Annotated in this window: 21 protein-coding genes, 1 tRNA gene and 1 pseudogene; 10 read left to right on the plus strand and 13 right to left on the minus strand. The window is 60.3% G+C overall.

Translation table 11 applies throughout. The features are described from left to right. Positions 1 to 491 precede the first annotated feature (491 nt). Positions 492 to 3,353 (minus strand): ATP-binding protein, encoded by a 2,862-nt coding sequence (locus IQ26_RS31005; protein WP_145722200.1) that lies wholly within the window; start codon positions 3,351 to 3,353, stop codon positions 492 to 494. A gap of 401 nt (positions 3,354 to 3,754) precedes the next feature. On the opposite strand from IQ26_RS31005, the gene IQ26_RS31010 reads away from it, so the two are divergent. The 4 genes and pseudogenes from IQ26_RS31010 (at position 3,755) to IQ26_RS31030 (ending at position 6,683) form a co-directional block, all read left to right on the plus strand. Beyond that, positions 3,755 to 4,171, plus strand: a complete 417-nt coding sequence (locus IQ26_RS31010; RefSeq protein WP_145722201.1) for an organic hydroperoxide resistance protein — start codon at positions 3,755 to 3,757, stop codon at positions 4,169 to 4,171. 72 nt (positions 4,172 to 4,243) lie between these two features. After that, positions 4,244 to 5,305, plus strand: a complete 1,062-nt coding sequence (locus tag IQ26_RS31015) for an alpha/beta fold hydrolase (RefSeq protein ID WP_145722202.1) — start codon at positions 4,244 to 4,246, stop codon at positions 5,303 to 5,305. Between the two features lie 29 nt (positions 5,306 to 5,334). Further along, positions 5,335 to 5,523, plus strand: a pseudogene (locus IQ26_RS31020) (cytochrome P460 family protein); the annotation flags it as partial. Between the two features lie 623 nt (positions 5,524 to 6,146). Next, positions 6,147 to 6,683 (plus strand): hypothetical protein, encoded by a 537-nt coding sequence (locus IQ26_RS31030; protein WP_145722203.1) that lies wholly within the window; start codon positions 6,147 to 6,149, stop codon positions 6,681 to 6,683. Positions 6,684 to 7,029: 346 nt separating this feature from the next. On the opposite strand, the gene IQ26_RS31035 is transcribed toward IQ26_RS31030, so the two are convergent. From IQ26_RS31035 to IQ26_RS31080, 10 genes are all read right to left on the minus strand, one after another. Next, the gene (locus IQ26_RS31035; protein ID WP_145722204.1) at positions 7,030 to 7,614 is read right to left on the minus strand and encodes a hypothetical protein; all 585 of its coding nucleotides are present in this window, start codon (positions 7,612 to 7,614) and stop codon (positions 7,030 to 7,032) included. Further along, positions 7,611 to 8,201, minus strand: a complete 591-nt coding sequence (locus IQ26_RS31040; RefSeq protein WP_145722205.1) for a L,D-transpeptidase — start codon at positions 8,199 to 8,201, stop codon at positions 7,611 to 7,613. Before IQ26_RS31040 ends, IQ26_RS31035 begins: the two co-directional genes overlap by 4 nt. After that, positions 8,185 to 9,348 carry a CpaE/TadZ family protein gene (locus IQ26_RS31045; protein ID WP_145722206.1) on the minus strand — a complete coding sequence of 388 codons (1,164 nt, stop codon included), beginning with the start codon at positions 9,346 to 9,348 and terminating at the stop codon, positions 8,185 to 8,187. Before IQ26_RS31045 ends, IQ26_RS31040 begins: the two co-directional genes overlap by 17 nt. Then, on the minus strand, positions 9,345 to 9,980 hold the full coding sequence (locus tag IQ26_RS31050; protein ID WP_145722207.1) for a TadE/TadG family type IV pilus assembly protein: 636 nt from the start codon (positions 9,978 to 9,980) through the stop codon (positions 9,345 to 9,347). The genes IQ26_RS31045 and IQ26_RS31050 overlap by 4 nt, the downstream gene beginning before the upstream one ends. 2 nt (positions 9,981 to 9,982) lie before the next feature. After that, positions 9,983 to 10,510, minus strand: a complete 528-nt coding sequence (locus IQ26_RS31055; RefSeq protein ID WP_240547315.1) for a TadE/TadG family type IV pilus assembly protein — start codon at positions 10,508 to 10,510, stop codon at positions 9,983 to 9,985. 5 nt (positions 10,511 to 10,515) lie between these two features. Then, a complete protein-coding gene (locus tag IQ26_RS31060; protein WP_145722209.1) occupies positions 10,516 to 12,048 on the minus strand; it encodes a TadE/TadG family type IV pilus assembly protein in 1,533 nt (510 codons plus the stop codon). A 69-nt stretch (positions 12,049 to 12,117) separates the two neighbouring features. Beyond that, positions 12,118 to 12,402, minus strand: a complete 285-nt coding sequence (locus tag IQ26_RS31065) for a hypothetical protein (protein WP_145722210.1) — start codon at positions 12,400 to 12,402, stop codon at positions 12,118 to 12,120. Further along, positions 12,389 to 13,834 (minus strand): type II and III secretion system protein family protein, encoded by a 1,446-nt coding sequence (locus IQ26_RS31070; RefSeq protein ID WP_145722211.1) that lies wholly within the window; start codon positions 13,832 to 13,834, stop codon positions 12,389 to 12,391. Before IQ26_RS31070 ends, IQ26_RS31065 begins: the two co-directional genes overlap by 14 nt. Positions 13,835 to 13,899: 65 nt before the next feature. Continuing rightward, a complete protein-coding gene (gene cpaB, locus IQ26_RS31075; protein ID WP_145722212.1) occupies positions 13,900 to 14,940 on the minus strand; it encodes a Flp pilus assembly protein CpaB in 1,041 nt (346 codons plus the stop codon). A gap of 95 nt (positions 14,941 to 15,035) precedes the next feature. After that, on the minus strand, positions 15,036 to 15,254 hold the full coding sequence (locus tag IQ26_RS31080; protein ID WP_145722213.1) for a Flp family type IVb pilin: 219 nt from the start codon (positions 15,252 to 15,254) through the stop codon (positions 15,036 to 15,038). 526 nt (positions 15,255 to 15,780) lie between these two features. Here IQ26_RS31080 and IQ26_RS31085 point away from each other — a divergent pair. The 6 genes from IQ26_RS31085 (at position 15,781) to IQ26_RS31110 (ending at position 21,461) form a co-directional block, all read left to right on the plus strand. After that, positions 15,781 to 17,169, plus strand: coding sequence for a TadA family conjugal transfer-associated ATPase (locus IQ26_RS31085; RefSeq protein ID WP_145722214.1), 1,389 nt, complete (start codon positions 15,781 to 15,783; stop codon positions 17,167 to 17,169). A gap of 35 nt (positions 17,170 to 17,204) precedes the next feature. Continuing rightward, positions 17,205 to 18,140, plus strand: coding sequence for a type II secretion system F family protein (locus IQ26_RS31090; RefSeq protein ID WP_240547316.1), 936 nt, complete (start codon positions 17,205 to 17,207; stop codon positions 18,138 to 18,140). Between the two features lie 17 nt (positions 18,141 to 18,157). Further along, positions 18,158 to 19,108 carry a type II secretion system F family protein gene (locus IQ26_RS31095; RefSeq protein WP_145722216.1) on the plus strand — a complete coding sequence of 317 codons (951 nt, stop codon included), beginning with the start codon at positions 18,158 to 18,160 and terminating at the stop codon, positions 19,106 to 19,108. A 53-nt stretch (positions 19,109 to 19,161) separates the two neighbouring features. After that, positions 19,162 to 19,707: a tetratricopeptide repeat protein gene (locus IQ26_RS31100; RefSeq protein WP_162458123.1), complete on the plus strand. Its 546-nt coding sequence runs from the start codon at positions 19,162 to 19,164 to the stop codon at positions 19,705 to 19,707. A 9-nt stretch (positions 19,708 to 19,716) separates the two neighbouring features. Next, positions 19,717 to 20,241: a prepilin peptidase gene (locus IQ26_RS31105; RefSeq protein ID WP_145722218.1), complete on the plus strand. Its 525-nt coding sequence runs from the start codon at positions 19,717 to 19,719 to the stop codon at positions 20,239 to 20,241. A gap of 77 nt (positions 20,242 to 20,318) precedes the next feature. Then, positions 20,319 to 21,461, plus strand: coding sequence for a hypothetical protein (locus IQ26_RS31110; protein WP_145722219.1), 1,143 nt, complete (start codon positions 20,319 to 20,321; stop codon positions 21,459 to 21,461). A 43-nt stretch (positions 21,462 to 21,504) separates the two neighbouring features. On the opposite strand, the gene IQ26_RS31115 is transcribed toward IQ26_RS31110, so the two are convergent. Continuing rightward, entirely contained in the window at positions 21,505 to 21,954 is a 450-nt protein-coding gene (locus tag IQ26_RS31115; RefSeq protein ID WP_145722220.1) for a hypothetical protein, read from the minus strand. A 16-nt stretch (positions 21,955 to 21,970) separates the two neighbouring features. Further along, positions 21,971 to 22,066, minus strand: a tRNA-Sec gene (locus tag IQ26_RS39275). Positions 22,067 to 22,114: the final 48 nt, after the last annotated feature.

The following is a 22,114-nucleotide window of genomic DNA, read 5'->3' on the forward strand; positions in this document are numbered from 1 at the left end:
TTGCGCTCGCCTTTTAGTCGGTAGGCCGTGGTAGAGATGATTTGTCCCAACGATCGGGATTTCGATCAATTGGGCCAGCATTTCGGCAGACTGCGTACTCTATCTACCAGCAAATACTTTGCTCGGTCGCGGAACCCTACGGAACGATGCGGAAAGATTTCTGATTCTGGCCCACGAAAGATGCAATAAAATCAATAGTTTGAATACGTCCTCCAGACCCACCATAACTGTAACATATTGTTTTTATTGAAATTTCCTGCTCATTTCAACTCTGCGGCTTGGACTCGAACCCCCTTGCATGCAATAAAAACCGCAGGTGGAGCCGAGCGAGTCGCTTCACGGCGCGAGATAGCGCTCCCCCGGAAGGCAAAGGTCTCTAGGCGGGGGTGTCCCTCATACAGCAATTGACTCAGATTGCCGTTCAGCATCAGAGCGGGAACAGCGGCAAGATTGCCGCTCTCCCGCCGACCGGCTCCGCAGCAAAAGCCATGCTAGTTCAGCGTCGCCAGCAGGCGTGCGGCTGATTGCAGGTCTGCTGTCTCCAAGCCCTCGCCAAATCGCGCAAAAATTGGATGGAGAAGTGCTCGGGCGGTCTCGTGTCGTCCGCGAGCGGCCAACAGGGAAGCAAGGTCGATAGCGGTCCGCAACTTCCATGCCTGCGCGCCCTGACGATTGCTGAGCTCCAACGATCGCCGCAAACACAGTTCTGCTTCTTCGTCGGCGCCAGGTCGCGGAGCCGCGAGAACAAGGCTGCCCTTCACGCGCAGCAGTTCCGGCATGTAGCAAAGATCTCCGCTTGCCTCGACCTGCCGGATCGTCTCATCGAGCAGTGACAGCGCTTCCGCGGGCCGGCCTGTCCCGGCGAGGCCCTGAACGAACGAGATGTTGAGCGGCGTGGTGAGCAACTCGTATGGCGCGGCGTGAAGCTCGGCAAGACAGCTTCGAAGGCTTTCGACACCGCTGCTTGCGTTGCCTCGACGAATGGCGAGTTCCCCCTTGAAGCCGCGCCCTAGCGCAAGATAGGGATCGAGGGAATGAAATTCGGCGCGCGAGAAAAGACGCTCGATGTATTCCTCCGCGCTCTTTGGGTCTCCGACCCAGAGGAACACGGAAACCGCCCAGACAAGTGCGATGGAGAGCGTCAGGGGATGGTTCAGGACGTCCGCATCCTTGATCGTCAGCCGCGCGCGCTCGACGGCCCGATCCGGATGGCCTTGCAGCCAGAGTGTCCTTGCCAGAATCGCGCCGGCTAGAATCCTGCCGTCGAAACCAAGATAGTTCGTCGTGGTCCGGTCGGAGCGCGGCCCGTATCGTAACGCCGCTTCAAGCGCCGTTTGGGCACGATCGAGCTCTCCGCTGAGGTGTAGTGAAATCCCCATCAGGGAGTGCGCCAATGTGGTGGAGACAGAGTCCTGAAGGCTTCCGGCGATAACGGAACAGCGCTCCGCGTAGTGCAGCGCAGACCTGAACTCTCCCCTACGCAGGTGGAACATTTGCAGCGGGCCAAGAATCTGAAGCTGATCGAGCGCGTCGCCACGCCGGTCGGCAATGGCAAGGCTTCTGTTCAAAGCCACGCGCGCCGCATCTTTTCCGCCACGCGTGAACATCAGGGACACCCCCAGGGCGGCCTGAAGATGCATCTCCTCCAATCCGCCGCCGGTAGTGTCGTCGAGGGCAAGGACCGCCTGCGCCGTCCAGCGATGGCATTCGGTGAGCAAAGACATCGACAGAAAAACCGGAGCCGCCGCAGCGGCCAGGCGGACGCCGACTTCAGTGTTCCCCTCAGGCCCGAAGCACCAGTCCAGAGCCACTCGCACATTGGCCAAGCCCGCAAGGTGAAGCGACCGTTGCACGGCGCTAGACAAAGTCGGCCATCCGGCTCCCGTCTCCTCCAGCCAGCGCAGGTAGTGGGTCGCGTGACGTGCGGCCAGGCTCTCAAGTTCCGCATCGTCGACGTCGAGCTGAAGGGCGTAAGCCCGCGTCGTGTCGAGCAGGCGGTAACGCATCGTTGCTCCGGCCGGCCTCGCCGCTACCATCGACTTGGCTACGAGACTGTCGATGGCGCCAAACACGAGAGCGTCATCGACAGTTGCGCTCGTCACGACGTCCAGGACGGCATCAATCGAAAAATGGCCAACGAAGACGGCGAGCCGACGAAGCAAATGGCGCTCGAGCTCGGATAGCAGCCCGTAGCTCCAGTCCAACGTGGCCTGGAGGGTCTTCTGCCGCGGGGTCGCGGTACGTTGTCCCGGCCACAACAGCGTCAGCCGCTCGTCGAGAAGTTCGGCAGTTTTTTGCAGGCCGTAACTCGCAACCCGCCCGGCCGCTAGCTCGATCGCGAGCGGCACGCCGTCGAGCTTGCGACAGATGCCGGCCACGATGGCGGCATCCGCATCCGGAAGGTCAAGCCGGACACCGCTCGCCGCGGCACGTTCCAGGAACAGCTGGGTTGCAGGGAAGCTGTGCGCCACCGACGCGGTGAGTTCCAGATCGCCCGGCGCGCAGGCAAGCGGATCCAGCTTGTAAACGTACTCGCCTTCGACTTGAAGAGGCTCCCGGCTCGTTGCCAGCAGGTGGGCTTGCGGTGCAGCGGCGAAGATGCGGGCCGCCAAGCTTGCTGCGGCGTCGATGACATGCTCGCAAGTGTCGAGGATCAGAAGGATTCGCTTGTCCGCCAGATAGGCGATCAGACTGGATGTCGGGTCGTCGGACTGAAGAGACAGGCCCAACATCGAGGCTACGGTCGTCGCAACCAGCCCGGGATCGCTCAGCGCCCCAAGGTCGACGAAATGTACGGCACCCGCGAATGCTTCGACCAGATCATGGCCTACCGCCACGGCAACAGTGGTCTTGCCGACACCACCAGTGCCAACGACGGTAACGAAACGCATGCCGGCCAGTTGAGTTGAAAGTGCGACGGTATCATCGGTCCGGCCGACCATCCGGGTCAGGCGACTTGGCAGATTGGCCTGCGGATAGCTGACGGCGACCTCGCTTTGCCCGCCGTCTTGACTATCCAATCGCGAGACGGGGGCCACAAAGCAGTAGCCCCGTCCCGTCAGAGTGGCGATGTAGCGTGCGCCGTCCTTGCCGTCGCCTAACGCCTTTCTGAGATTGGCGATGTGAAATCGCAAACTGCCTTCTTCAACGGTGACGTCGGGCCAGACGTGGGCCAGCAGGTCTTTCTTGCTGACGATCTCGTTGGGGCGGGCAGCCAAGGCTGCCAGTATATCGAAAGAGCGCGTGCCGAGATTGACAGGCTCGCCTTGCAGCAGCAGGAGCCTTTCGCCCGCCGCCAACGTAAAGGGACCAAACGATATCCTGTCGCTCGTCTGCGCGGCTGGCGATATCATGGCATCATTCTTCGTTGCATCCTGATGGCTGGGGCCGATCCCGATCCCGGTCCAAGTCCAAGACCTATGTCGCAGAAAGTCCGATTTCGTCGCCCCCGAGCGAGGCAGGGCATGATAGCAGCCCAGCCCCAGTTCCAAGACACGCATTCACTGGCGAGCGCTAACACCGCATCATAGTGCATAACGGGCGCTCCAGGCGATCCTTCTCTATGTGTCGAAGCGGCAGGAACTTCTGCTTACCGGCCCAGGGAGAATGATCATGACTGCACTGTCGTTATCGCTCATGCCGCGAGACTTGCTTCGGACGCAAGCCCTTCCAGTGTGCTTGCGCGCTCGTGGATAGCGAAGCCACGCGCAATTTCCCATCGATTTTCCAAGTGCCCTTTTGCGAGGAACACATCATGAGCCAATCTGAAAAGCTGTTGTATACCGCCAAAGTCCGCACCACTGGCGGCAGGGATGGTGCGTCGCGCAGTTCCGACGGTCGACTGGACATCAGGCTTTCCACGCCCGGCGGTCCAGGCAGCGGCACCAATCCGGAGCAGTTGCTAGCGGCCGGCTGGTCGGCCTGCTTCGAGGGCGCGATGGCAATCGCCGCCCGCAAGATGAACATCATACTGCCGGCTGGCCTCGCAATCGATGCGGAAGTGGATCTGAACGTCGCCGACGGCGCCTTCTTTCTTAGCGCACGGCTCAATGTAAACCTGCCCGGGCTCGATCGCGACCTTGCCCAGGCAGTTATGGATGCTGCGCATCAGACTTGCCCCTACTCGAAGGCCACGCGCGGCGACATCAAAGTCGCAATCAACCTGGTCTAACCCACCGATCATATTGATCGATCAGGCGGGCCCATTCTCGACAAAATGTCATCACGACAAGGCGGTGCACAAATGAACGCAGTCAGAACCCCGGAAAAAATCGACCATCATCGTCGCCACCTCTTCGGCGTTGCTGCCGCGACGGTCGCCGCAGCGCAGCTCGGCGCGATCGGGATCGCGGGAGCGCAGGGCGGCGGGACGGAAACGACCGCTTCCCGCACCGTAAAGCCTCGGACCTCGTTCTCCTCGCTGAAGCAGATCGACGCGGGTCTGCTGAGCGTCGGATATGCCGAAGACGGTCCTGCGGACGGTCCCCCGGTTATCCTTCTGCACGGATGGCCCTATGACATCTACAGCTATGTCGATGTTGCGCCGCTGCTTGCAGACGCAGGGTACCGGGTCATCGTGCCATATCTGCGCGGCTACGGCACGACGCGGTTCCTGTCGGACGCAACGCCCAGGAACGGTCAGCAGGCGGCGCTTGCGTCCGACATCGTTGCCTTGATGAATGCGCTGAACATCCAGAAAGCGGTCGTCGCCGGCTATGACTGGGGCGCGCGGACGACCAACATCATCGCCGCGCTCTGGCCTGAGCGCTGCAAGGCCATGGTGTCCGTCAGCGGCTATCTCATCGGCAGTCAGGAGGTGAACCGAATGCCGCTGCCGCCGAAGGCCGAGTTGCAATGGTGGTATCAATATTACTTCGCCACCGAGCGGGGACGGGCGGGTTATGAGAAGTACACCCGGGATTTCGCCCGCCTTATCTGGGAGCTTGCCTCACCCAAATGGGCTTTCGACGCCGCCGCCTTCGAACGCTCCGCTGCGGCCTTCGACAATCCCGACCACGTCGCCATCTCGATCCACAACTATCGCTGGCGACTCGGTCTGGCCCCGGGCGAGCCAGCATATGGCGCTTTGGAAAAAAAGCTGGCGGCGCTTCCAACGATCGGTGTGCCGACGATCACGATGGAAGGTGACGCAAATGGCGCGCCGCATCCCGATCCGGCGGCCTACGCCAAGAAGTTCTCCGGCAAATACGAACATCGACTGATCTCTGGCGGCATTGGCCACAACCTGCCGCAGGAAGCGCCGCAGGCTTTTGCGCAGGCGGTCATCGACGTCGACAAGTTCTGACAACCCGTCAAGCGGAGCTTTCCGATGAGATCTGTTTACATCCAGCCGTGGTGGTGGCGGGCGCGAACGCCGATGCGAAGCCGCAGGCTGCATCGCCGATCTATGGCGTCACCATCCCCGAGGGATATCGGCAATGGGAACTGATCGCGCCGGCTGAGGAAGCAGAGCCCCTGAACGAGCTCAGAGCGGTCCTCGGCAACGCCGTGGCGATCAAGGCATAACGCGAGGGAACGCTCCCGTTCCCTGACGGGACCGTTTTCTCGGCTTGCGGCCGCTTCACACTCAGCGCTGTGAAAGCGGCTTCAGGCACATACCTCCCATTGCTTTGATCATACGATCATGTGGCAACGGACCGGTCAAGAACACCGTTGCGGACAATGAAGCCGAGAACCAGTGGGCGAAGCGCCACGGTCTTGGAAGGAAAACATGAATGTCAAGCTAGGAGCCATAACGCCACGCTTCGCGCGACGGACCGAAACCTCCGAGAAGAGCTTTGGTATGTTCGCACGCGCGCTTCGCCTGACCCGGGCGGCGCGCTGGATTTCTTTCACGCGGGATGACGCATGCTTGAAGTAAACGTCGCAAGTGTCGTCCCAATCTGCCTGAGCCCGATCGATATTCCATCTGGAGACGAGACCGGCATTGGGACGAAGCCGCACTGCGAGGTTCGGATGTTGGCGAAGCCAGCCGGTATCCTTGCGGGTCAGGGCAAGCGAGACTTTTGATTTAATTAGATTTTTCCCTTTTCATCCTGCTTTTCCACCCCTTCGTGGGGCGCGCCTTCCATTAAGCCTCGCGCAATCTTTGCGGCCTATTCTGCTTGTCGATTGTCGGGGGGAACATGACGCGCAAGCCAATTCTGCTTTTTGCCTTTCCGGCTCTCATCCTTCTGATTCTCGCAGGGGAGCGAGCAGCGACATTCCTGCTGGGAACCTATCCGGCCAGCCCCGCCATGTGGTGGATCTGGCTTGAACTGCGCCCTTTGTCGACCATGTTCTGGCAGCAGGTCGATCTCTATCTAGGCGGCTCAATGGTCCTCGATGCCGCCATCCTGACCGCCGCATCGATCGTCTGCTGGATGGCTTGCCGGACGAGAAAGTCGGCCGCATTCTTCCTTGCCAACCACGTCGCACTGCTTTTCGCCGCGCTGATGATCGCGTCCAGCAGCCATTCTGAAACAGCGAGCACGATTGCGGCGTTCACCGCGCCCAACGGCCTTCCGTTCTCGCTGATGCTCGATTTCACATGGCAGAACAGCCTCGTGCTGCTTCTGGGCACAGCAGCCTGCGCCTACTGCCATGTTGCGTTTCTCGGCGAAGCGCGACAGCGTTCCGAAGCGCTCGCCGTACAGCTTATTGCTCTGCAGCGGGATCTTTAGGACCCGGGGCACGCCGTGGTTTCCACGAAATAGGCCTTCACGTATCCGTCCAGCCGGACTGACGGCAACGGATGGTAGGTGACCGGACACCATTGCCGCTTTCGGTCGGCCCCGGTCGGACGGCATGAGCCCGTCGCCACGATGATACCGTTGTGATCGGGAGCGATCGCGCCCGCTGCCCTGGAAAGGTGGCTTGGCTGCGATCTGATATAGAGCACATCCCAAAAATCGACATTGACGACATGGTAGCAGGTCGCGGCCGTCGCGCTCCCGATCGGCGCCAACAAGACGACGGCAGCTCCGAATGCAGCTGAACGCAAAACCGTTCTCTCGATGCCTGTCGCCTTTAGTTGATCTTCTTGTAATGAACCTTGCCGTCAGGCCGCACTATGCGCTGGTAGGAGGAGTTTGGGGCAGGGGGCGCTGCCGCGACCCTCCTTTTCGGCTGAGGTGGCACATCGACGACACCGGGTTCGGTCGCTGCTTCGAGATCGGTGGATGCTTCCGCCATGGTGGTCGTGACCACGGACGGCTCCACCACGCTCGACATGTCGTCGTCGCTGTCCAGGGGCAGGTTCTGTTCAAGCCGGGCAATGCTGTCTTTGACGTCGTTGAAGCTGCCCTGCAGTTGACTGTCGAGCCTTTCAAACCGGTTTTGAAAGCCGTTGTTGACCGTATCGAGCCGAGCCGCGATCCGTTGCTCGAACGATCCGAGTTGTTCCAGCCGCCCTTCCACAAAGCGCAGATCGTTGATGCCGCGGTAGAGATAGACCGCGGCTGTTATGTTCACCGCCGTGATCAGCAAGGCGCCGGCGGCAACAACGCCGATCATCCTTGCATTGCTCGGTTTGCCTGCGACAGCTTGCTCTCCGGCGTGGGTCGCCGGCCCAACGTCGATTGCAGGCATGTCCGGATCGCTGATCATCGTCATTGGACCACCACCTTTGCGCCAATAGAGACGCGCTTGAAGAGATCGATCACATCGGTGTTGGTAAGACGGAAACATCCCGATGTTCCGTCGAAGCCGATGCCCTTGGGATCGTTGGTGCCGTGGATGCGATAGAGCGTGTCGCGCCCGTCCCGCAGCAGATAGAGCGCCCTGGCGCCGAGTGGATTGTAGGGACCGGCAGGCACCATTTCCGGCAGCTCCGGCTGGCGGGCGCGCATTTCCCTGGGCGGGCGCCATTCCGGCCATGCCGTTTTCGCCCCCACCTTGACGATGCCAGTCCAGCCAAAGCCGTCGCGTCCGACGCTGATCTGGTAGCGCAGCGCCTCGCCCTGCCGGGTCACCAGATAGAGCGCCTTCTCGTCCTTGCGGATGATGATCGTGCCGGGCTGTTCCGCGGTTTGGAGAGCAACCGTCTTGCGCAGGCTGGGACCCATCGCCGGCAGCGGCGGCCGGTCCGATAGCGCGGATCGGGCATGGGCCAAGTTCCAGGCCGGCATTCCCAAGGCCAGACCCATGATGCAGGCGCCGGCCAGCGTCGGGACGATGCGGTATCTACCGGGCAGCGTCATCGATCCGCTCTTTGAACATCCGCTTCAAATCCTTGTTGAATCGTGCGCGCCCGTCCACTTCCAAAGGCAGGATGGCGCGGTTCAAGGCATCGGTCAGCAGCGCATTGTCCAGGGCGACCGACTTGATATGCGGCGCCTTGAATATCTTCTCGAGCTCGCCGCGCGAGAAATGGTTGCCGAACCATTTGCGCTTGTGCTTGTTGGCGACCAGCGTGATGCTCACCGAATTGCCGCGCAACTCGCGGATCTTCTTGTAGAGCCGCTTGCCCTGCCGCAGCGAGGCGACGTTGAGCTCGAAGACGATGAATATCTCGTCGCTCGTCGAAAGCACGGAATTCTGCCACGGGGTTTCGATATTCGGCAGGTCGATGACGATGTCGTCGAACCGGTAGGCGACGAGGTCCAGCAGCCGGAACACGAAATCGCCGCCCTGCGGCTCAAACGGCAGTTGCGGCCTCTCGAATGAATAGATGGTCAGGCCGGAGGGGCGCGAAAGCTTGATGACGTCCATCAGCTCGACGTCGAGTCTTTCCGGCTGGCCGATGATGCCGGCCAGGTCGAACTGGTTGAACAGGTTGAGATAGGCGCCGCAATTGGCGCTCTGGAAATCGAGGTCGACGAGGCAGGTCGAAGCCGCACGTTCGGTGGATTTCGACGCCAGGAACTCCGCCGCCGACAGAGCGAGCGTCGTGGCGCCCGCGCCGCCGCTGGCGCTGATGAAGGTGATGATGCGGCTCTTGGTGCCCTGGTTGCCGGTGTCGTGGAAGGTGACCGCGTTCAGCAGTTCCTTGGCGTCGAGCGGCTTGTGCAGCCAGTCCGAAGCGTTCATGCGAACCAGGATGCGCGTCTGTTCGGAGGTCAATTCGCCGGAAACCGCGATCAACGGCACCGCCGCCCACAAGGCGCGGGCCGCGACTATTCCAGGCTCGCCGAGCAACTCGCCATTGGCGAGGTCGAGGATGACGATGCCCGGCCGCGTGTCGGCGGGCGGGCCTTTGAGAAAGTCGCCCGTCTCGGAGATCCTGACATCGTAGATGGCCAGCGCGTCGAGCCGCGTCGCCACCTCGCGCTTGAACTGCGGATCCGACGAGAACAGGGCCACCTGCTTTCGTTTGGTTGGGAGGACTTTGGTGTTGATGGCGTTCATGGGGAGGTACTCTTCAGGTCTTCGCCCGTGACCGTGCTGAGCATGGAGGGCATGGTGAGGTTTCCGAATCCGAGCAGGCCACCGAGGAAGAAGAACTGGAAGGTCCGGTTCTGAAGACTGACGGTGATTGTCGGCACCGGTCCGCCCAGCCGGGTCTGGTAGCCCAGGCCGGTGGCGGAATAGGTGATGACAACGTTGTCGCGCCTGAGGCCAGGAAAGAAATGACACATACCCGGCCGCTGGTCCGTGGCCAACGTGGGACAGGTATTGTCGTCAGTGTTTGTGGTATCGCCGCGAAAGATACGGCTGAAGTTGGTGGCGTTGAACGCACCGCCGTTGGTGCAGGCCCCTGTGCCAACTGTATAAGTGCAGGCGAAGGGTCCATATGCGGCGGCAACAACCGGAGCGCCCGGCGTCGTCGTCGGTGCTGCTGTACTTAGCGCGGTGGCAACCGGATCGGAAATCGAGGCCAGACGTGCGCCTAATTGGACGGCCTTGGTGGCGGCGTTCCACTGATAGAGAGCGTAACCGAAATCGACGAAGCCGAGAACAAGGGTAAACAGCAGTGTAGATACGATGGCCATATCCACCATCGTTGCGCCGTCTTCCGATTTTGCGAAACGCCTGATCATGATCAGAACCGGATCAACCGCTCCTCGTGAAAGCCATTTAGCGTCATGGGTCCGATGCCGATCAGTGACAGCATTCCGATGCCACTATAGGCCAACGTCCCCGCCGCCCTGACGATGCAGACCTGTGCAGTGGTAGCTCGATATTGGGTGACACCTGCGACCACGGCGTCATGGCACGAGCCTGAGGCGGCAATGGTCACCGTCACATTCGCCTTCTGCCAGCCGGCGATGCGCGCACTCCCTGTCCCCGCGGCGTTGCCGAACACCGCGATGTTGCTGGCGATATCGGCGCAGTTTATCGCCGCTAGCCCTGCCTTGGTGTACAGCTGGCTGTTGCAGCGCGCGGCAAAGCGGGCGCCGTCCGAAAGTCCGGCCTCCATCAGCAGTTTTTGGTGGATCAGATTGCCGAACTCGAACACGCCCGCCGACAGGATCAGCATCAGCGGCGCGATCAGCGCCATTTCGACGAGAGCCGTGCCGCGCTGCTCGCCTCGAAATCTGTGGAGATGATGGTACAGCGCTCCGATCATCGCCATCACCGGTAGAGCTGAGCTTCGTCGCGAAGGAAATTGTCGAGCGTACCCTGGCCGGCACCACCGGTTACGTCGACCAGTTCGACCATCACCGATGCGTCCTCCGACGTCGAGGGAACAGGTTCGGTGAGGAAGAAGCTGCCGAATGCTTCGACAGGCAGATTGGTGCTATGGCCGGACAGTTCGTTGCCCGCGGCTTCGAGCGCATTGCAGTTCAGGATAGCGCCATAAATCAGCCGACGATCAACTGTCGTGACAGGCGGTTGGCAAGATGCCGACGGTGTCCCGACCTCTCCACCCGTAGACGCGGTGCCCACTAACCCGGCCGATATCTCGTAACGATAGACCTCATAGCGCGTCGGTTTGGTCGTGTCCCATGAAGCTGGATAGGAAGCGGAGCCGAAGTTGGTGCTCCAATAGCCTGAGAAATCCCAATCCCCATCGCCCATCCTGCCGCCCAGATACGGCGTTGTTGCATCGTGCGGAAGGCCCATTGTTCCAGCTTCAGTGAATGAAAGTTGGTTCATGGACGCGCATTGATTGGCGCTGCCGGTGGTCTGTATCGCCCCTTTTCGGACGTTGGCAGCCGGACCGTACTCGGGGCTGTCGAAGTGGTTGCCGTTGGCTCCAATCCCGAAACGAACATTGAAGGCATCTTGCACCGGGCCGGCATTCTGACCGGTCTTCGTCGTTACGTTCGCGGAATTGTAGCAGCCAATTGGCGTCGACGTTGCGATCGTCTGGGCCAGTGCTTGAGCACCATTTCCCACATCTGGCGGAGGCTCGAGGAAGCCGAAGTTGCCGGGACCGGCCGCAGCCCCATTTCCGACCTTCCTCAGTTCGATCAGCCGGCGACGCACGGCCGGATCGGAAACGGCCTGCTCAAGCGTATAACCCCCGGCATTGTTCGTCCCGTTCACCATCTCATAAGGATTGCACATGAACACCGGTGTGAAATCGCAGACGCCGGAGGTGAAGCCCGCGACAGCGACGGCACCTATGGTCCAAGAGTTGCTGGTGCCGGATGATAGAATGGAGACCGGGAAGATCGCGGCAAACCCTTGGGGAGCGACTGTCACCTGGATGAACCGCGTTTCCGCCTCTCCGACAGCCTGGTTGGCATTTGCATGATAGGTGGCCTGATTGGCGGTTGTAATTTTGGTTCCGTCGTTGGCAGGGATCGCTTTGAGAAAGCACCAGGAAATGGCGCCGGCATTGTTGCAGTGCTGCGTGCCTCCCGGCTGACCGGAGGTCAGAGTGAACCTGCCTGCCGTGGAGAAATTGCTTTCGTTGTCTACGAGCATCGCCATAGCGCGTTCGGCTCGTGCCCAGGAACCGCTGCTTCCGTCGAGTTCCGCCGCCGCCGCAAGCGCAAAGCTATCTGCAGCCTTCTGCAAATCATTGTGCAAATTGTTGACCCGGCTCATATCGATCGCCAGCAAAGAAAACCCGATGATTGCCGGCAGCGTGATGCTGACCAGTATCAGCGCCATTCCCCTCTGATCGTGCCAGAACGCGCGAATGATCCGCAGCATGGCCTTACTCTTAGCTCCCCTGACGCCAGGATCCCTCATTTTCCCTGACGCTGAACCGCATTCCTCTGTTCAATCTCCGGTGTTGCCGACATTGACCGTGATGGCCGGCGGTGGCGGCGGTGGCGGTGGAAATTTGTAACTCTGGGCAACAGCGGCGGCGCGCGCGCCGTCGCCTTCGATCACCGTGTTCCTCGACGCCGGATTGAGCGGATCGACCGTCTGCAGCAGCGAATTGTATTTCTGCGTGTCGCCCGCCGCCAACGTCATCGTCTCGTAATTGTTCAGGTAGTCGGTAGCGCATCCCGTCAGCGCGCCGGCGCACAAGAGCAGGAGCAAGGTTCTATTTCTTGACATAGAGCATCTTGTCCTTTGATTTCAGGTCTAGCATGTGGCCATAGGGGCCGACCACGCCTTCGCCGAGCTCATATTTGCGAACCATGTCCTTGGTCACTTCCAGTTGACCGAGCACGAAAAACTCGGGGTCGTTGGCGGGCCGTGTCTTGTCGAACGGCGTCGCCAGCTGTTCGCCTGGTTTCACCGGCCGCACGATATGCGGCGTCACGATCACGATCAGTTCGGTCTCTTCCTTCTGGTTGCTCGAATTCCGGAACAGCGTTCCGACGATCGGCACCTGGCCGAGCCATGGCACCTGCCTCTGGATCTTGGTGTTCTTGCTCGATAGAAGCCCGCCGACCGCGAAGCTCTGGCCGTCGCGCAATTCGACGACGGTCGACAGCTTGCGGTTGGTGAAGATTGGGTCGCCGGCGGTGGTGAAGCCGGTGAGGTCGCTGACTTCAGGCGCCAGCCTGATGTTGATCTTGTCGTCGGCAAGAACGACCGGGGTGAACAGCAGATTGACGCCGAATTGTTTGAACTCGACCTGGACCTCGCCATCACTGTCGACGCTACGGATAGGCACTTCGCCGCCGGCGTTGAAGCTGGCCAGTTCGCCGGATAGAGTGGTGAGATTGGGCTCGGCCAGCATGCGCACCACGCCTTTGGCCTCCAGCGCCTCGATGATCAGGTCGACCTTGACATCGCTGTTGATGACGCGGGTGATCAGCGCCGCGAATGGATTGCTGTTCGAAAGAAGACCGGTAACCAGATCTCCAGGCCCAAGAACCAGATTGTCCTCATCAACGGTGGCAATACCGGTTGCGGTTCGGGTCGTGCCGCTGCCGTTGGTGCTCCTGATTGAGACGCCAAGATCGCGGCCGGCATTGCGCTTGGCCTCGAGCACGCGCACTTCCAGGTTTACCTGCTGGCTGTCGTCGACGGTCACGGCGTTTATGATCGCGTCGGGCCCGTATTGCTGGGCAACCTGCATAATCGCCGCCAGCGTGGCGCCGTCCTTGACATGGCCGCCAAGCCTGATTTTGCCGTTGATCGAACCGATATCGATGCGCGCCCTGGGCGCCACCTGGCGGATCGCCTGCGCCATGTCGCCGACATCGACACCGACCTCGATCTGGATCACGCCAAGCGAGCGCTTGTCTTCTGAAAAGAGGTTGACGGTGGTGGTGCCGGCGCTCTTGCCGATGACATAGAGCGTCCGGTCGGTCATTGGCTGGGCGTCGGCGATCTTCTCGTCGCCGACGACGATGTCGCCGAGATTGGCGTTCACCTGGACCGTCACCGACTGCGACATGGGCAGGAAAATACGGTGGACGCTGGGGTTCGATACATCGATCTTGCGGTCGGCTGCATGAGCAGCAAGGTCAATCGGCGGTAACATGACCGAACAGGCCAGCGCGACCGCCGCCAGTGGTCCCCGGAACATACGCATCTGGACTACCCCCCTTTTTTGCCGATCCGGATGCCGACCCGGAACCCCTTTCGAGTGCGCCGGTGTTATTTTTGTCGCGGCACGTCGTAGGATTCGAACTTCACACCCCGAAAGACGCCGACTGTCGCACGCGCCGGCGGTTCCGGCTGCACATATTTGATTACTTCCTTAACTACCTCTTGCACTTGGGGTGCCGAGGCTACTGCCGGAGCAAGTTTTGCGGCGCTCAACAGATCGAGCCTGCTTCCCACCCGTTCCACGGCCTGGGTCAGTCCATTGATCTTGTCGTCGGCGCGCTTGCGCTCGGCCGAGGCCTCAGCCTCGGCCGCAGCCTGCCTGGCGAGTTCGGCCTGCCTGGCGGCGACGTCGGCCGGCGTGTCGCCGGTCAGGTCGGAAAGCGTGATGCGTTCAGTGGTCTCGCCCTGGCTGGCGGCTGCCTGGCGAAGCGCCAGCGACAACTGGCCGGCACCGGCGGCCAAGGTAAGCTTCTGGGCATCTCTGGTGCTGGCCTCGAGCGTAACGGATTTCACCACCGTCGGGCTCTCGTTGCTCTCGTCGGCGACCTGGTCGACGGCGAGCACTTTCATGCTCTGCAGCAGCACGTCGACAAAACTCTTGTCCGCGCCGCCTTCGCCACGCGCCGTGCGCGTCAAAAGCACGTCGACGCGGTCGCCCGGAAAGACGAACCCGGCGACGCCAAGCACATCGTTGACGCGAATGGAAACGGCCTTCATGCCTTCGCCGAGCACCGCCGAAAGCGTGGCACGCTGGCCGGGGCCTGTGATCTTGGTTGCGAGAACCGGCTCGTTGATCCCGATCGTCTGCAGTGCCTGCTTCGTGCCGTCGCCGGCCAAAGCCTCTTTTGTTGTCCTGAAGGCACCGGCCGGAACCGCGCCCGCCGGCCACGCAATTTCGCGCAGCTTGTCTGATGTCAGCGTGTCGCCGAATTTCAACGCGACGGCAGCCACAACGACCGTATCGCGCTGGACATTATCCCCCTTCGCCATGGCGCTGCGCTGGCTGGCCAGCCAGATATTGGCGAGCACCACCGCCACAACGCCGAACACGCCGGCGAGCACGATCATGATGACAGTATTTACGCGCATAGCCCCAAGCCCCATGCCCAGAATGCGGAAATTCGTCCGCTGCGATCGGATTCAGGCCCGGACCTGATGATCCGGGCCTGAGCGTGATCAGGCGATCAACTGCCGACGCCGGTCGTGGCATTGCAGCCACCAACGTTAGTGGCTTCGAGCGCGGTGCACAGACCCGTAAATCGACCCGAGACCCAGCCACCGATCGCGATGACCGTCAGGACGACGGCGACCGCGATGATGCCGAGAAGGATGGAATATTCGACCATGGCAGCGCCGTTTTCGTCGTCGCGGAACTGCCGGGTCATCGTCATGAGCTTCTTCATGCCAATTTCTCCCTTTGGAGGTTTGAACCCGACGAGACGAGCCAAGGATGAAATCCATACCCAAGCATCCCCCGTCGACTTGATCTAAGTCCCGACGAAAACTGAAGTCAAATGGGATTAATGGTTCTTTAACTCTCTTATACCTGATTCGGCAAGAATATTCCCGTTCCTTCACTAACCCAAGACATTGATTCGGTTGATTTTTGTGCGCCTCTTAACCATTCGTTCACAATTTGGCCGCGATATGGCGAAAGTGGGGCCGCATTAGCAATAAGGCATATGGTTTAATATCTAAGGGATTAGATGCGTTCCATGACGCCTTTGTGGCAAAAAAGGCACTTTCACCGAAAAGCGAGTCACCGTGTTCCATTTAGGACAGTGCCGCTGACCAAATAAACGTCACGTTTTCCGACACTTGATCTTAACTATGTCTGAAGTATTAATCGCATGGGTGCGCGGTCGGCGCTTGTGCCTTCCGTGGTTAACGATTAGTTTCAGCGCGGGGATTAAACGGGGACGAAGCGTCATGTTGGGCCGATTCACCAAGGGGCCAGGCGAACCGCGGATCGAGCCAAAGCTTGAGCCGATTGCGGTATTACCTGTTGCGCCGGCGCTTTCCCCCGCTGCCGACATCGAAGCGCATGGCGACGATTTCCTGACGCTCAAGGTCGAGCTCCACCGCCATCTGATCGACCGGTTCAATCTTGCCGCGCTTGAAACCGCGTCGAAGGATGAGATCCTGAATGAGATCCGGCCAATCGTTCGCGAGTTCGTGCGCGGCCGCAACGTGCCGCTGAACGCCCGCGAGCTTGACCGGCTGACCAGTGAAACCGCCGATGAGATGCTGGGGCTGGGGCCGATCGAGCCACTGCTCAAGGATGACTCGATCACCGACATATTGATCAACACACACAAGCGCGTCTTCATCGAGCGGCGCGGCATGATCGAGGAGACGGCGATCCGCTTCCGCGACGAGGCGCATCTTCTGCGCGTCATCAACAAGATCGTCTCGGCCATCGGCAGGCGCGTCGACGAATCGGCGCCGATGGTGGATGCACGGCTGGATGACGGTTCGCGCGTCAACATCGCGGTGCGGCCGATCTCGGTGGATGGGCCGCTGGTGTCGATCCGCAAATTCTCCAAGAATCCCTATTCGCTCGAACGCCTGATGGCGTTTAATTCGATCCGCCAGCCGATGATCGACCTGCTGCGCATCGCCGTGCAGGCGCGCAAGTCGATCCTGGTTTCGGGCGGCACAGGCAGCGGCAAGACGACCTTGCTCAACGCGCTGTCGAGCTACATCCCGGCCAAGGAGCGTCTGATCACCATCGAGGACGCGGCGGAACTGCAGTTGCAGCAGCCGCATGTCGGCCGGCTGGAGACGCGGCCGCCCAATGTCGAGGGTAAGGGCGAGGTTCGTCAGCGCGAACTGCTCAAGAACGCGCTTCGCATGCGGCCCGACCGCATCATCGTCGGCGAGGTGCGCGGCGAGGAGGCCTTCGACATGCTGCAGGCGATGAACACCGGCCATGAAGGTTCGATGACCACCATCCATGCCAACACGCCGCGCGATGCGATATCACGGCTCGAACAAATGGTCGGCATGGCCGGCATGCCGATGACCCACGAGTCAATCCGGGCGCAGATCGCGTCGGCCATCGACATCATCGTGCAGACGCAGCGTCTTGCGGACGGAGGCAGGCGGGTCGTCTCCATATCGGAACTGACCGGCATGGAGGGAAATGTCGTCCAGCTCCAGGAGATCTACAACTTCGTCCGTCGCGAGGTGACGCCGGAAGGCAAGATCATCGGTGATTTTCGCGCCACCGGCATCCGCCCGCGCTTTGCCCCGGAGGCGGCGACGCTTGGCCATCATTTTGCCAAGGATGCCTTCAACCCGCAGGCTGCGCTCTGATGCCCACCGGTCAGACTTTGCTCTACTTCATTTATGTGCTCGCGGCGGCATCGGTTATTCTCGCCGGCGAGGCCATGTATCTTTCCTTTGCCAAAAGCCGGGCACGGATTGGCGCCGTCAACCGCCGGCTGAAACGGCTGTCTGACGACGTTCCGGCCGAACAGACCCTGCAAGGGTTGCTGCGCGAACGCGGGCTGACCGACTCGGGCGACTTTCTCTTTGGCCTGATCGGACTGAACAGGCTCTATACCCAGTCCGGCATTACGGGAAACCCGCTGACTTTTGCCGCGAAGTTCCTCCTGACGGGGTTGGCGCTGGCGTTGCTGCTGTCGTTCTTTTTGGGCTTTTCGACCCTGGTGTCGATCGTTGTTTTTCTGGTGATTGGATTTGTGCTGCCACTTCTCGTTCTCCGGCGCGCACGGAGCAGGCGAATTCAGAAATTCGCGAAACAACTCCCGGACGCACTCGACATGATCGTTCGTTCGCTGCGCGCCGGACATCCGGCTTCGGTAGCGGTTGGTCTGGTCGCCCGCGAAATGCCCGATCCGCTCGGCACCGAATTCGGCATTGTTTCCGACGAAATTACTTTTGGTCTCAGCATGGAACAAGCCGTGAAAAAATTGTCGCAGCGTGTAGGCTTCGAGGGCCTTCATCTGCTTTCGGTGTCGTTGTCGATTCAAGCAAAGACCGGCGGCAATTTGACCGGGATCCTGTCCAATCTTTCATCGGTGCTGCGCGAAAGGCAGAAACTCAGGATGAAGATCAGGGCGCTTTCGGCCGAGGGCCGTGTATCGGCATGGATCATCTCCCTGTTCCCGATCGTGATGTTCCTGATACTCCAGCTTGTTGCCCCGGCTTACTACGGCACCGTCTGGGGCGATCCGATCATCCTTCCGGTGTTCCTGATTTTCGGGACATGGGCGCTGTTAGGTGATTTCATCATGTATCGAATGGTCAATTTCGACTTCTGACAGGGCGAGACATAATCTTGTTTTCGACTATTCAGGATCTCAGCGTTCTGGTCTCCATTGCCGTCTTCGTGGCGGCGGTGGCGCTTTTTCTGTTCGGTTCCCTCGTCTTTTTGCCGGCGCTGCAGACGCGAAAGCTGGTCGCGCAAAGCCTGATGGCCGAAGGTATTGCCGATCGCCGTTCGCTCGTTGGACAGGAACAGCTTGCCAGGATCTCGGCGCAGCGGCCAGTGGACGCATATTTTCGATCGATCGAAAAGGAGCGGGACCAGCCCAGCGCCTTGGACGCGAAGCTGTTCCGCGCCGGCTTCTATCAGCCAAGCGCTCCGCTCATCTATACCTTGTCGCGGCTTGGCGCGGTCTGTGTCGGCTTTCTCGCCGCCTATGCGCTCCTGGTCCGTGTGCTCCCGCCTTCCTTGCCCGGTTTCATAGGCTTTGCCGGAGCTGGCTTGTTCGGGCTCGCCTGCCTCGTGGTTCCAAGCGTCATGCTCGATCGCTTCGAGAAAGGACAAAAGCAGGTCTATCGCCGCGGTTTTCCCGATTTCATGGACATGATGATAACCTGTGCCGACGCCGGTATGAGCCTGGAGGCTGCGGTCGAGCGCGTGAGCCAGGAACTGGCCGGCACCCACAAATGGCTAGGCATTCAACTGTCGATCATGACGCTGCAATTGCGGGCCGGCAAGCCGTTGCGCGAAGCACTGCGCGAACTCGCTGACCGCGTCGGCCTTGACGAGGCGCGGGCATTGGCAGTGCTGTTTCGGCAATCGGAAGAACTCGGTACTAGCCTGACCGACGCTTTGCGCGTCTATAGTGACGAGATGCGCAGCCAGAGAATTCTGAGTGCCGAAGAGCGTGCCAATTCCCTGCCGGTCAAAATGATGATTCCGTTGGGGCTGTGCATCTTCCCAGTGGTGATGATGATCATCATGCTGCCGGTGATTATTCGAATGAGGGGCGTTTTCTTCTAGGCAGGTATATGCTTTGGTCGAAATACAGAGTCGGAGGGCTCTTGGGGGACAAAATGATGCGGCCAATGCGCCTTGCAGCCATAGCCAGTCTGCTGGTTGTCATGCTTTCCGGTTGCCAGACGGCTGATAGCAACGGCGTCGTCCGTACCAATGAGCCATCGAAAGGCGACGTGACAGCCTTTGGCGATGCCTTCGACGGGCTGAAGACGGTCAGCGACGTCGAATACTATGCCTCGGACCAGGCTGTTGCCGAAGCCAAGAACCAGTTCCGAGCGGAAAACTACGGCAATGCCGGCGCCCTGTTCTACAAGGCGACGCAACTGGCGCCCAATGATGGTGTGGCCTGGTTGGGTCTGGCCGCCTGCAGCGACCGCATCCGCCGCTTCGACCTCTCCGACCGGGCCTACGCCCGAGCCTTCAAGCTGGTCGGCGGGACGCCCGAATATTACAACAATGTCGGCTATTCCTATCTGCTGCGCGGCAAGCTGCAGGACGCGCGCAGCAATTTCCTCAAGGCTTACGAACTGGCGCCCAACGATCCGACCGTGGCCAACAATCTGAAGCTCCTGTCGTCCAGCGTGAAGAATCTCGAGCGGTAAGGCGATAGCATGCTGCTCGCCGCGTCGCTGCTGCTGAAGGCGCTTGCCATTCCTCTGCTTGCGAGGATCGCCTGGCTCGACTTCACCACCCAGAAGATATCCAACCAGAATGTGCTGCTGCTGCTTTGCCTGGGTTTGGGCTCGCTGCAGCTCCTGTCGGTCCAATCCGGGTCGTGGTGGGACATGGGCCTGAGCGCGCTTGCCGGTCTTTTGTTGTTTGTTGCGCTCTTCCCGTTCTGGGCCATGCGCAAGGTCGGGGCCGGCGATGTCAAGCTGATGGCGGTGGTGCCGTTTCTGATCGGCGGCAGCGGCCTCCTGGTGTTTTCCGTGCTGCTTTTTCTTTTCGCTCTCACCACCGCATTGATCGTGAAAAATCCGTTCATGCTGCCAGCGGGCGCCTTCCGCCTCTATGTCCAGCACCTGGACCGAAAAGGCGTTGTGCCGTTTGGCGTGCCGATCTCGCTCGCAGCGATCTGCACGATAGCGTTTCAGATTTACGTCGCCTTGATGTCCCAGCCCGGCCCGGCAATCTGACGCCCAGACACGGCTTCACGTTAATCGTTCGGAAATGACGATCTTGTTAAATGAGCCTTCCCAGAGAGGGCATAAGCATGGCACTTCATCTTTCAGCGGATGCTCCGGCTTCGGTAGCGACGGCGCCACAAAAGTATCTTTTTGGCCCGATCGCCGACTTTTTCCTGCTTGGCGGGAGCGCGTTTCTGATCTTGCCAATCCTGTTTTTGGTGCCTCTCGAGTACGAAGGTCTTGTGGCGGCAGCAATGCTCTTGCTGGCCCATCTGATAAACCATCCGCACTTTGCCCACTCGTATCAGATTTTCTATCGCAATTTTGGGCGGAAGGTGCGCGGGGACGGATATGACAAGAATCTCCAGGTCCGTTACATCTTCGCGGGCATTGTCGTCCCGCTGATCATGGGCGGTTTTTTTGCTTACGGTTCAATAGCGGGGAATGCCCGCCTGCTGGGATATGCAGGCAATGCGATGGCCTTTTTTGTGGGCTGGCACTATGTCAAGCAAGGCTACGGCATGCTGATGGTGGATGCCGTGCTGAAGCGCAAGTTCTTCAATGAACAAGACAAGAAGGTGCTGCTGTTCAACGGCTATGCCGTATGGCTGTTCGCATGGCTTCAGACAAACGCGGTGATCACCGAAAGGCGATTCTGGGGCTTGGACTACTACACATTTGCCGCCCCCTCATGGCTCACCAACATTGCCGCATTGGCTGCCGCTGCTTCCACCGCGGCCACGGTTGTGATGTTGGTCAATCGCTGGCGCAAGCATGGCGGCGCGCTACCGTACAACGGGGTCGTCGCGTATGTCGTGACCCTATATGCCTGGATTCTATTTGTGAAAATAAACCCGCTCTGGCTGCTTGTGGTGCCGGCGCTCCATTCGTTGCAGTACCTCGCGGTGGTCTGGCGTTACCAGACCAATGTCGAGCGCGACCGTTCAGATGCTGTTAGAGCCCCCGAATTCAAGATCCTGTCCATTGTCGGCCCGATGTATAGGCTGCGGGTGCTGGGATTCATCATCATTGGCGGAATTCTTGGAATTCTCGGTTTCTGGCTGGTCCCGATCGCGCTGTCTGCTTTGGTTCCCTATAACAAAGAGGTGCTCGGCTCGTCGCTGTTCCTCTTCATCGCGTGGATATTCATCAACGTGCACCACTACTTTCTGGATAACGTCATGTGGCGACGAGGCAATCCAGAGGTGTCGAAATATCTGTTCCGCTAATGCATGTCGCGCAAAACCGCTGCACACTTTTACGCGACAGGCATTAAAAATCGACGCGGGGCGTGTCCGGTATCTGGTGCTCGAACAGCAGCCAGAAGGGCGATCCCCGGGTTTCGGCATACCAGCGCTCGAAACCCGCCAGAGCCTCGGGGACGTTGCTGGCGGATTCCTCCTCGTCCGGAGCCCGGAACATCGCCAGCACAACCTGACCGAAACGCGCAATCACCTCCGAACGCGCCTCGCTGTCGGAATTCCAGCCGAGCCGCGTACGCAGCGTGGCGAAAGCGCTGGCGACGGCTATCTCCTCGATTTCGGCCGATGCCATGGCCCCGGCGATCGCCTGCATGAGATTGAGCCGCCTGAAGGCGAAGGCGCGCTCTTGTTCGAGCGCCGCGATGCGGACCGCAGCGTCGCGCCGGAAGCTGCCTTCGGCGACCTTGGCGGCCTCGGCCGCCGTCTTGAGCTCAACGAGAAAGCGGGTTGTCACCGTCATCGCGCCTTTGCGAGAGTGGCGGAAGAGAGTGGGAGTCGAACCCACCAAGGACCGGCTCGCGGCCCCTCCCGGATTTGAAGTCCGGACGCCCCACCGGGGACGATGCTCCTCCAGAAGCTTCCGCTATCGCCGGCTCACTATCGGCCGGTGAGCGAAACAG

Source organism: Mesorhizobium tianshanense, assembly GCF_007830515.1.
Classification (GTDB): domain Bacteria; phylum Pseudomonadota; class Alphaproteobacteria; order Rhizobiales; family Rhizobiaceae; genus Mesorhizobium; species Mesorhizobium tianshanense.

What these genes read in the sequence shown, in the direction of transcription:
- IQ26_RS31005 (WP_145722200.1), bottom strand. Translation starts at nt 3,353, where the DNA reads ATGATATCGCCAGCCGCGCAGACGAGCGACAGGATATCGTTTGGTCCC.
- IQ26_RS31115 (WP_145722220.1), bottom strand. Translation starts at nt 21,954, where the DNA reads ATGACGGTGACAACCCGCTTTCTCGTTGAGCTCAAGACGGCGGCCGAG.
- IQ26_RS31105 (WP_145722218.1), top strand. Translation starts at nt 19,717, where the DNA reads ATGCTGCTCGCCGCGTCGCTGCTGCTGAAGGCGCTTGCCATTCCTCTG.
- IQ26_RS31080 (WP_145722213.1), bottom strand. Translation starts at nt 15,254, where the DNA reads ATGAAGAAGCTCATGACGATGACCCGGCAGTTCCGCGACGACGAAAAC.
- IQ26_RS31065 (WP_145722210.1), bottom strand. Translation starts at nt 12,402, where the DNA reads ATGTCAAGAAATAGAACCTTGCTCCTGCTCTTGTGCGCCGGCGCGCTG.
- IQ26_RS31055 (WP_240547315.1), bottom strand. Translation starts at nt 10,510, where the DNA reads ATGATCGGAGCGCTGTACCATCATCTCCACAGATTTCGAGGCGAGCAG.
- IQ26_RS31070 (WP_145722211.1), bottom strand. Translation starts at nt 13,834, where the DNA reads ATGCGTATGTTCCGGGGACCACTGGCGGCGGTCGCGCTGGCCTGTTCG.
- IQ26_RS31085 (WP_145722214.1), top strand. Translation starts at nt 15,781, where the DNA reads ATGTTGGGCCGATTCACCAAGGGGCCAGGCGAACCGCGGATCGAGCCA.
- IQ26_RS31030 (WP_145722203.1), top strand. Translation starts at nt 6,147, where the DNA reads ATGACGCGCAAGCCAATTCTGCTTTTTGCCTTTCCGGCTCTCATCCTT.
- IQ26_RS31035 (WP_145722204.1), bottom strand. Translation starts at nt 7,614, where the DNA reads ATGACGATGATCAGCGATCCGGACATGCCTGCAATCGACGTTGGGCCG.
- IQ26_RS31040 (WP_145722205.1), bottom strand. Translation starts at nt 8,201, where the DNA reads ATGACGCTGCCCGGTAGATACCGCATCGTCCCGACGCTGGCCGGCGCC.
- IQ26_RS31050 (WP_145722207.1), bottom strand. Translation starts at nt 9,980, where the DNA reads ATGATCAGGCGTTTCGCAAAATCGGAAGACGGCGCAACGATGGTGGAT.
- IQ26_RS31060 (WP_145722209.1), bottom strand. Translation starts at nt 12,048, where the DNA reads ATGCTGCGGATCATTCGCGCGTTCTGGCACGATCAGAGGGGAATGGCG.
- IQ26_RS31010 (WP_145722201.1), top strand. Translation starts at nt 3,755, where the DNA reads ATGAGCCAATCTGAAAAGCTGTTGTATACCGCCAAAGTCCGCACCACT.
- IQ26_RS31110 (WP_145722219.1), top strand. Translation starts at nt 20,319, where the DNA reads ATGGCACTTCATCTTTCAGCGGATGCTCCGGCTTCGGTAGCGACGGCG.
- IQ26_RS31045 (WP_145722206.1), bottom strand. Translation starts at nt 9,348, where the DNA reads ATGAACGCCATCAACACCAAAGTCCTCCCAACCAAACGAAAGCAGGTG.
- IQ26_RS31015 (WP_145722202.1), top strand. Translation starts at nt 4,244, where the DNA reads ATGAACGCAGTCAGAACCCCGGAAAAAATCGACCATCATCGTCGCCAC.
- cpaB (WP_145722212.1), bottom strand. Translation starts at nt 14,940, where the DNA reads ATGCGCGTAAATACTGTCATCATGATCGTGCTCGCCGGCGTGTTCGGC.
- IQ26_RS31100 (WP_162458123.1), top strand. Translation starts at nt 19,162, where the DNA reads ATGATGCGGCCAATGCGCCTTGCAGCCATAGCCAGTCTGCTGGTTGTC.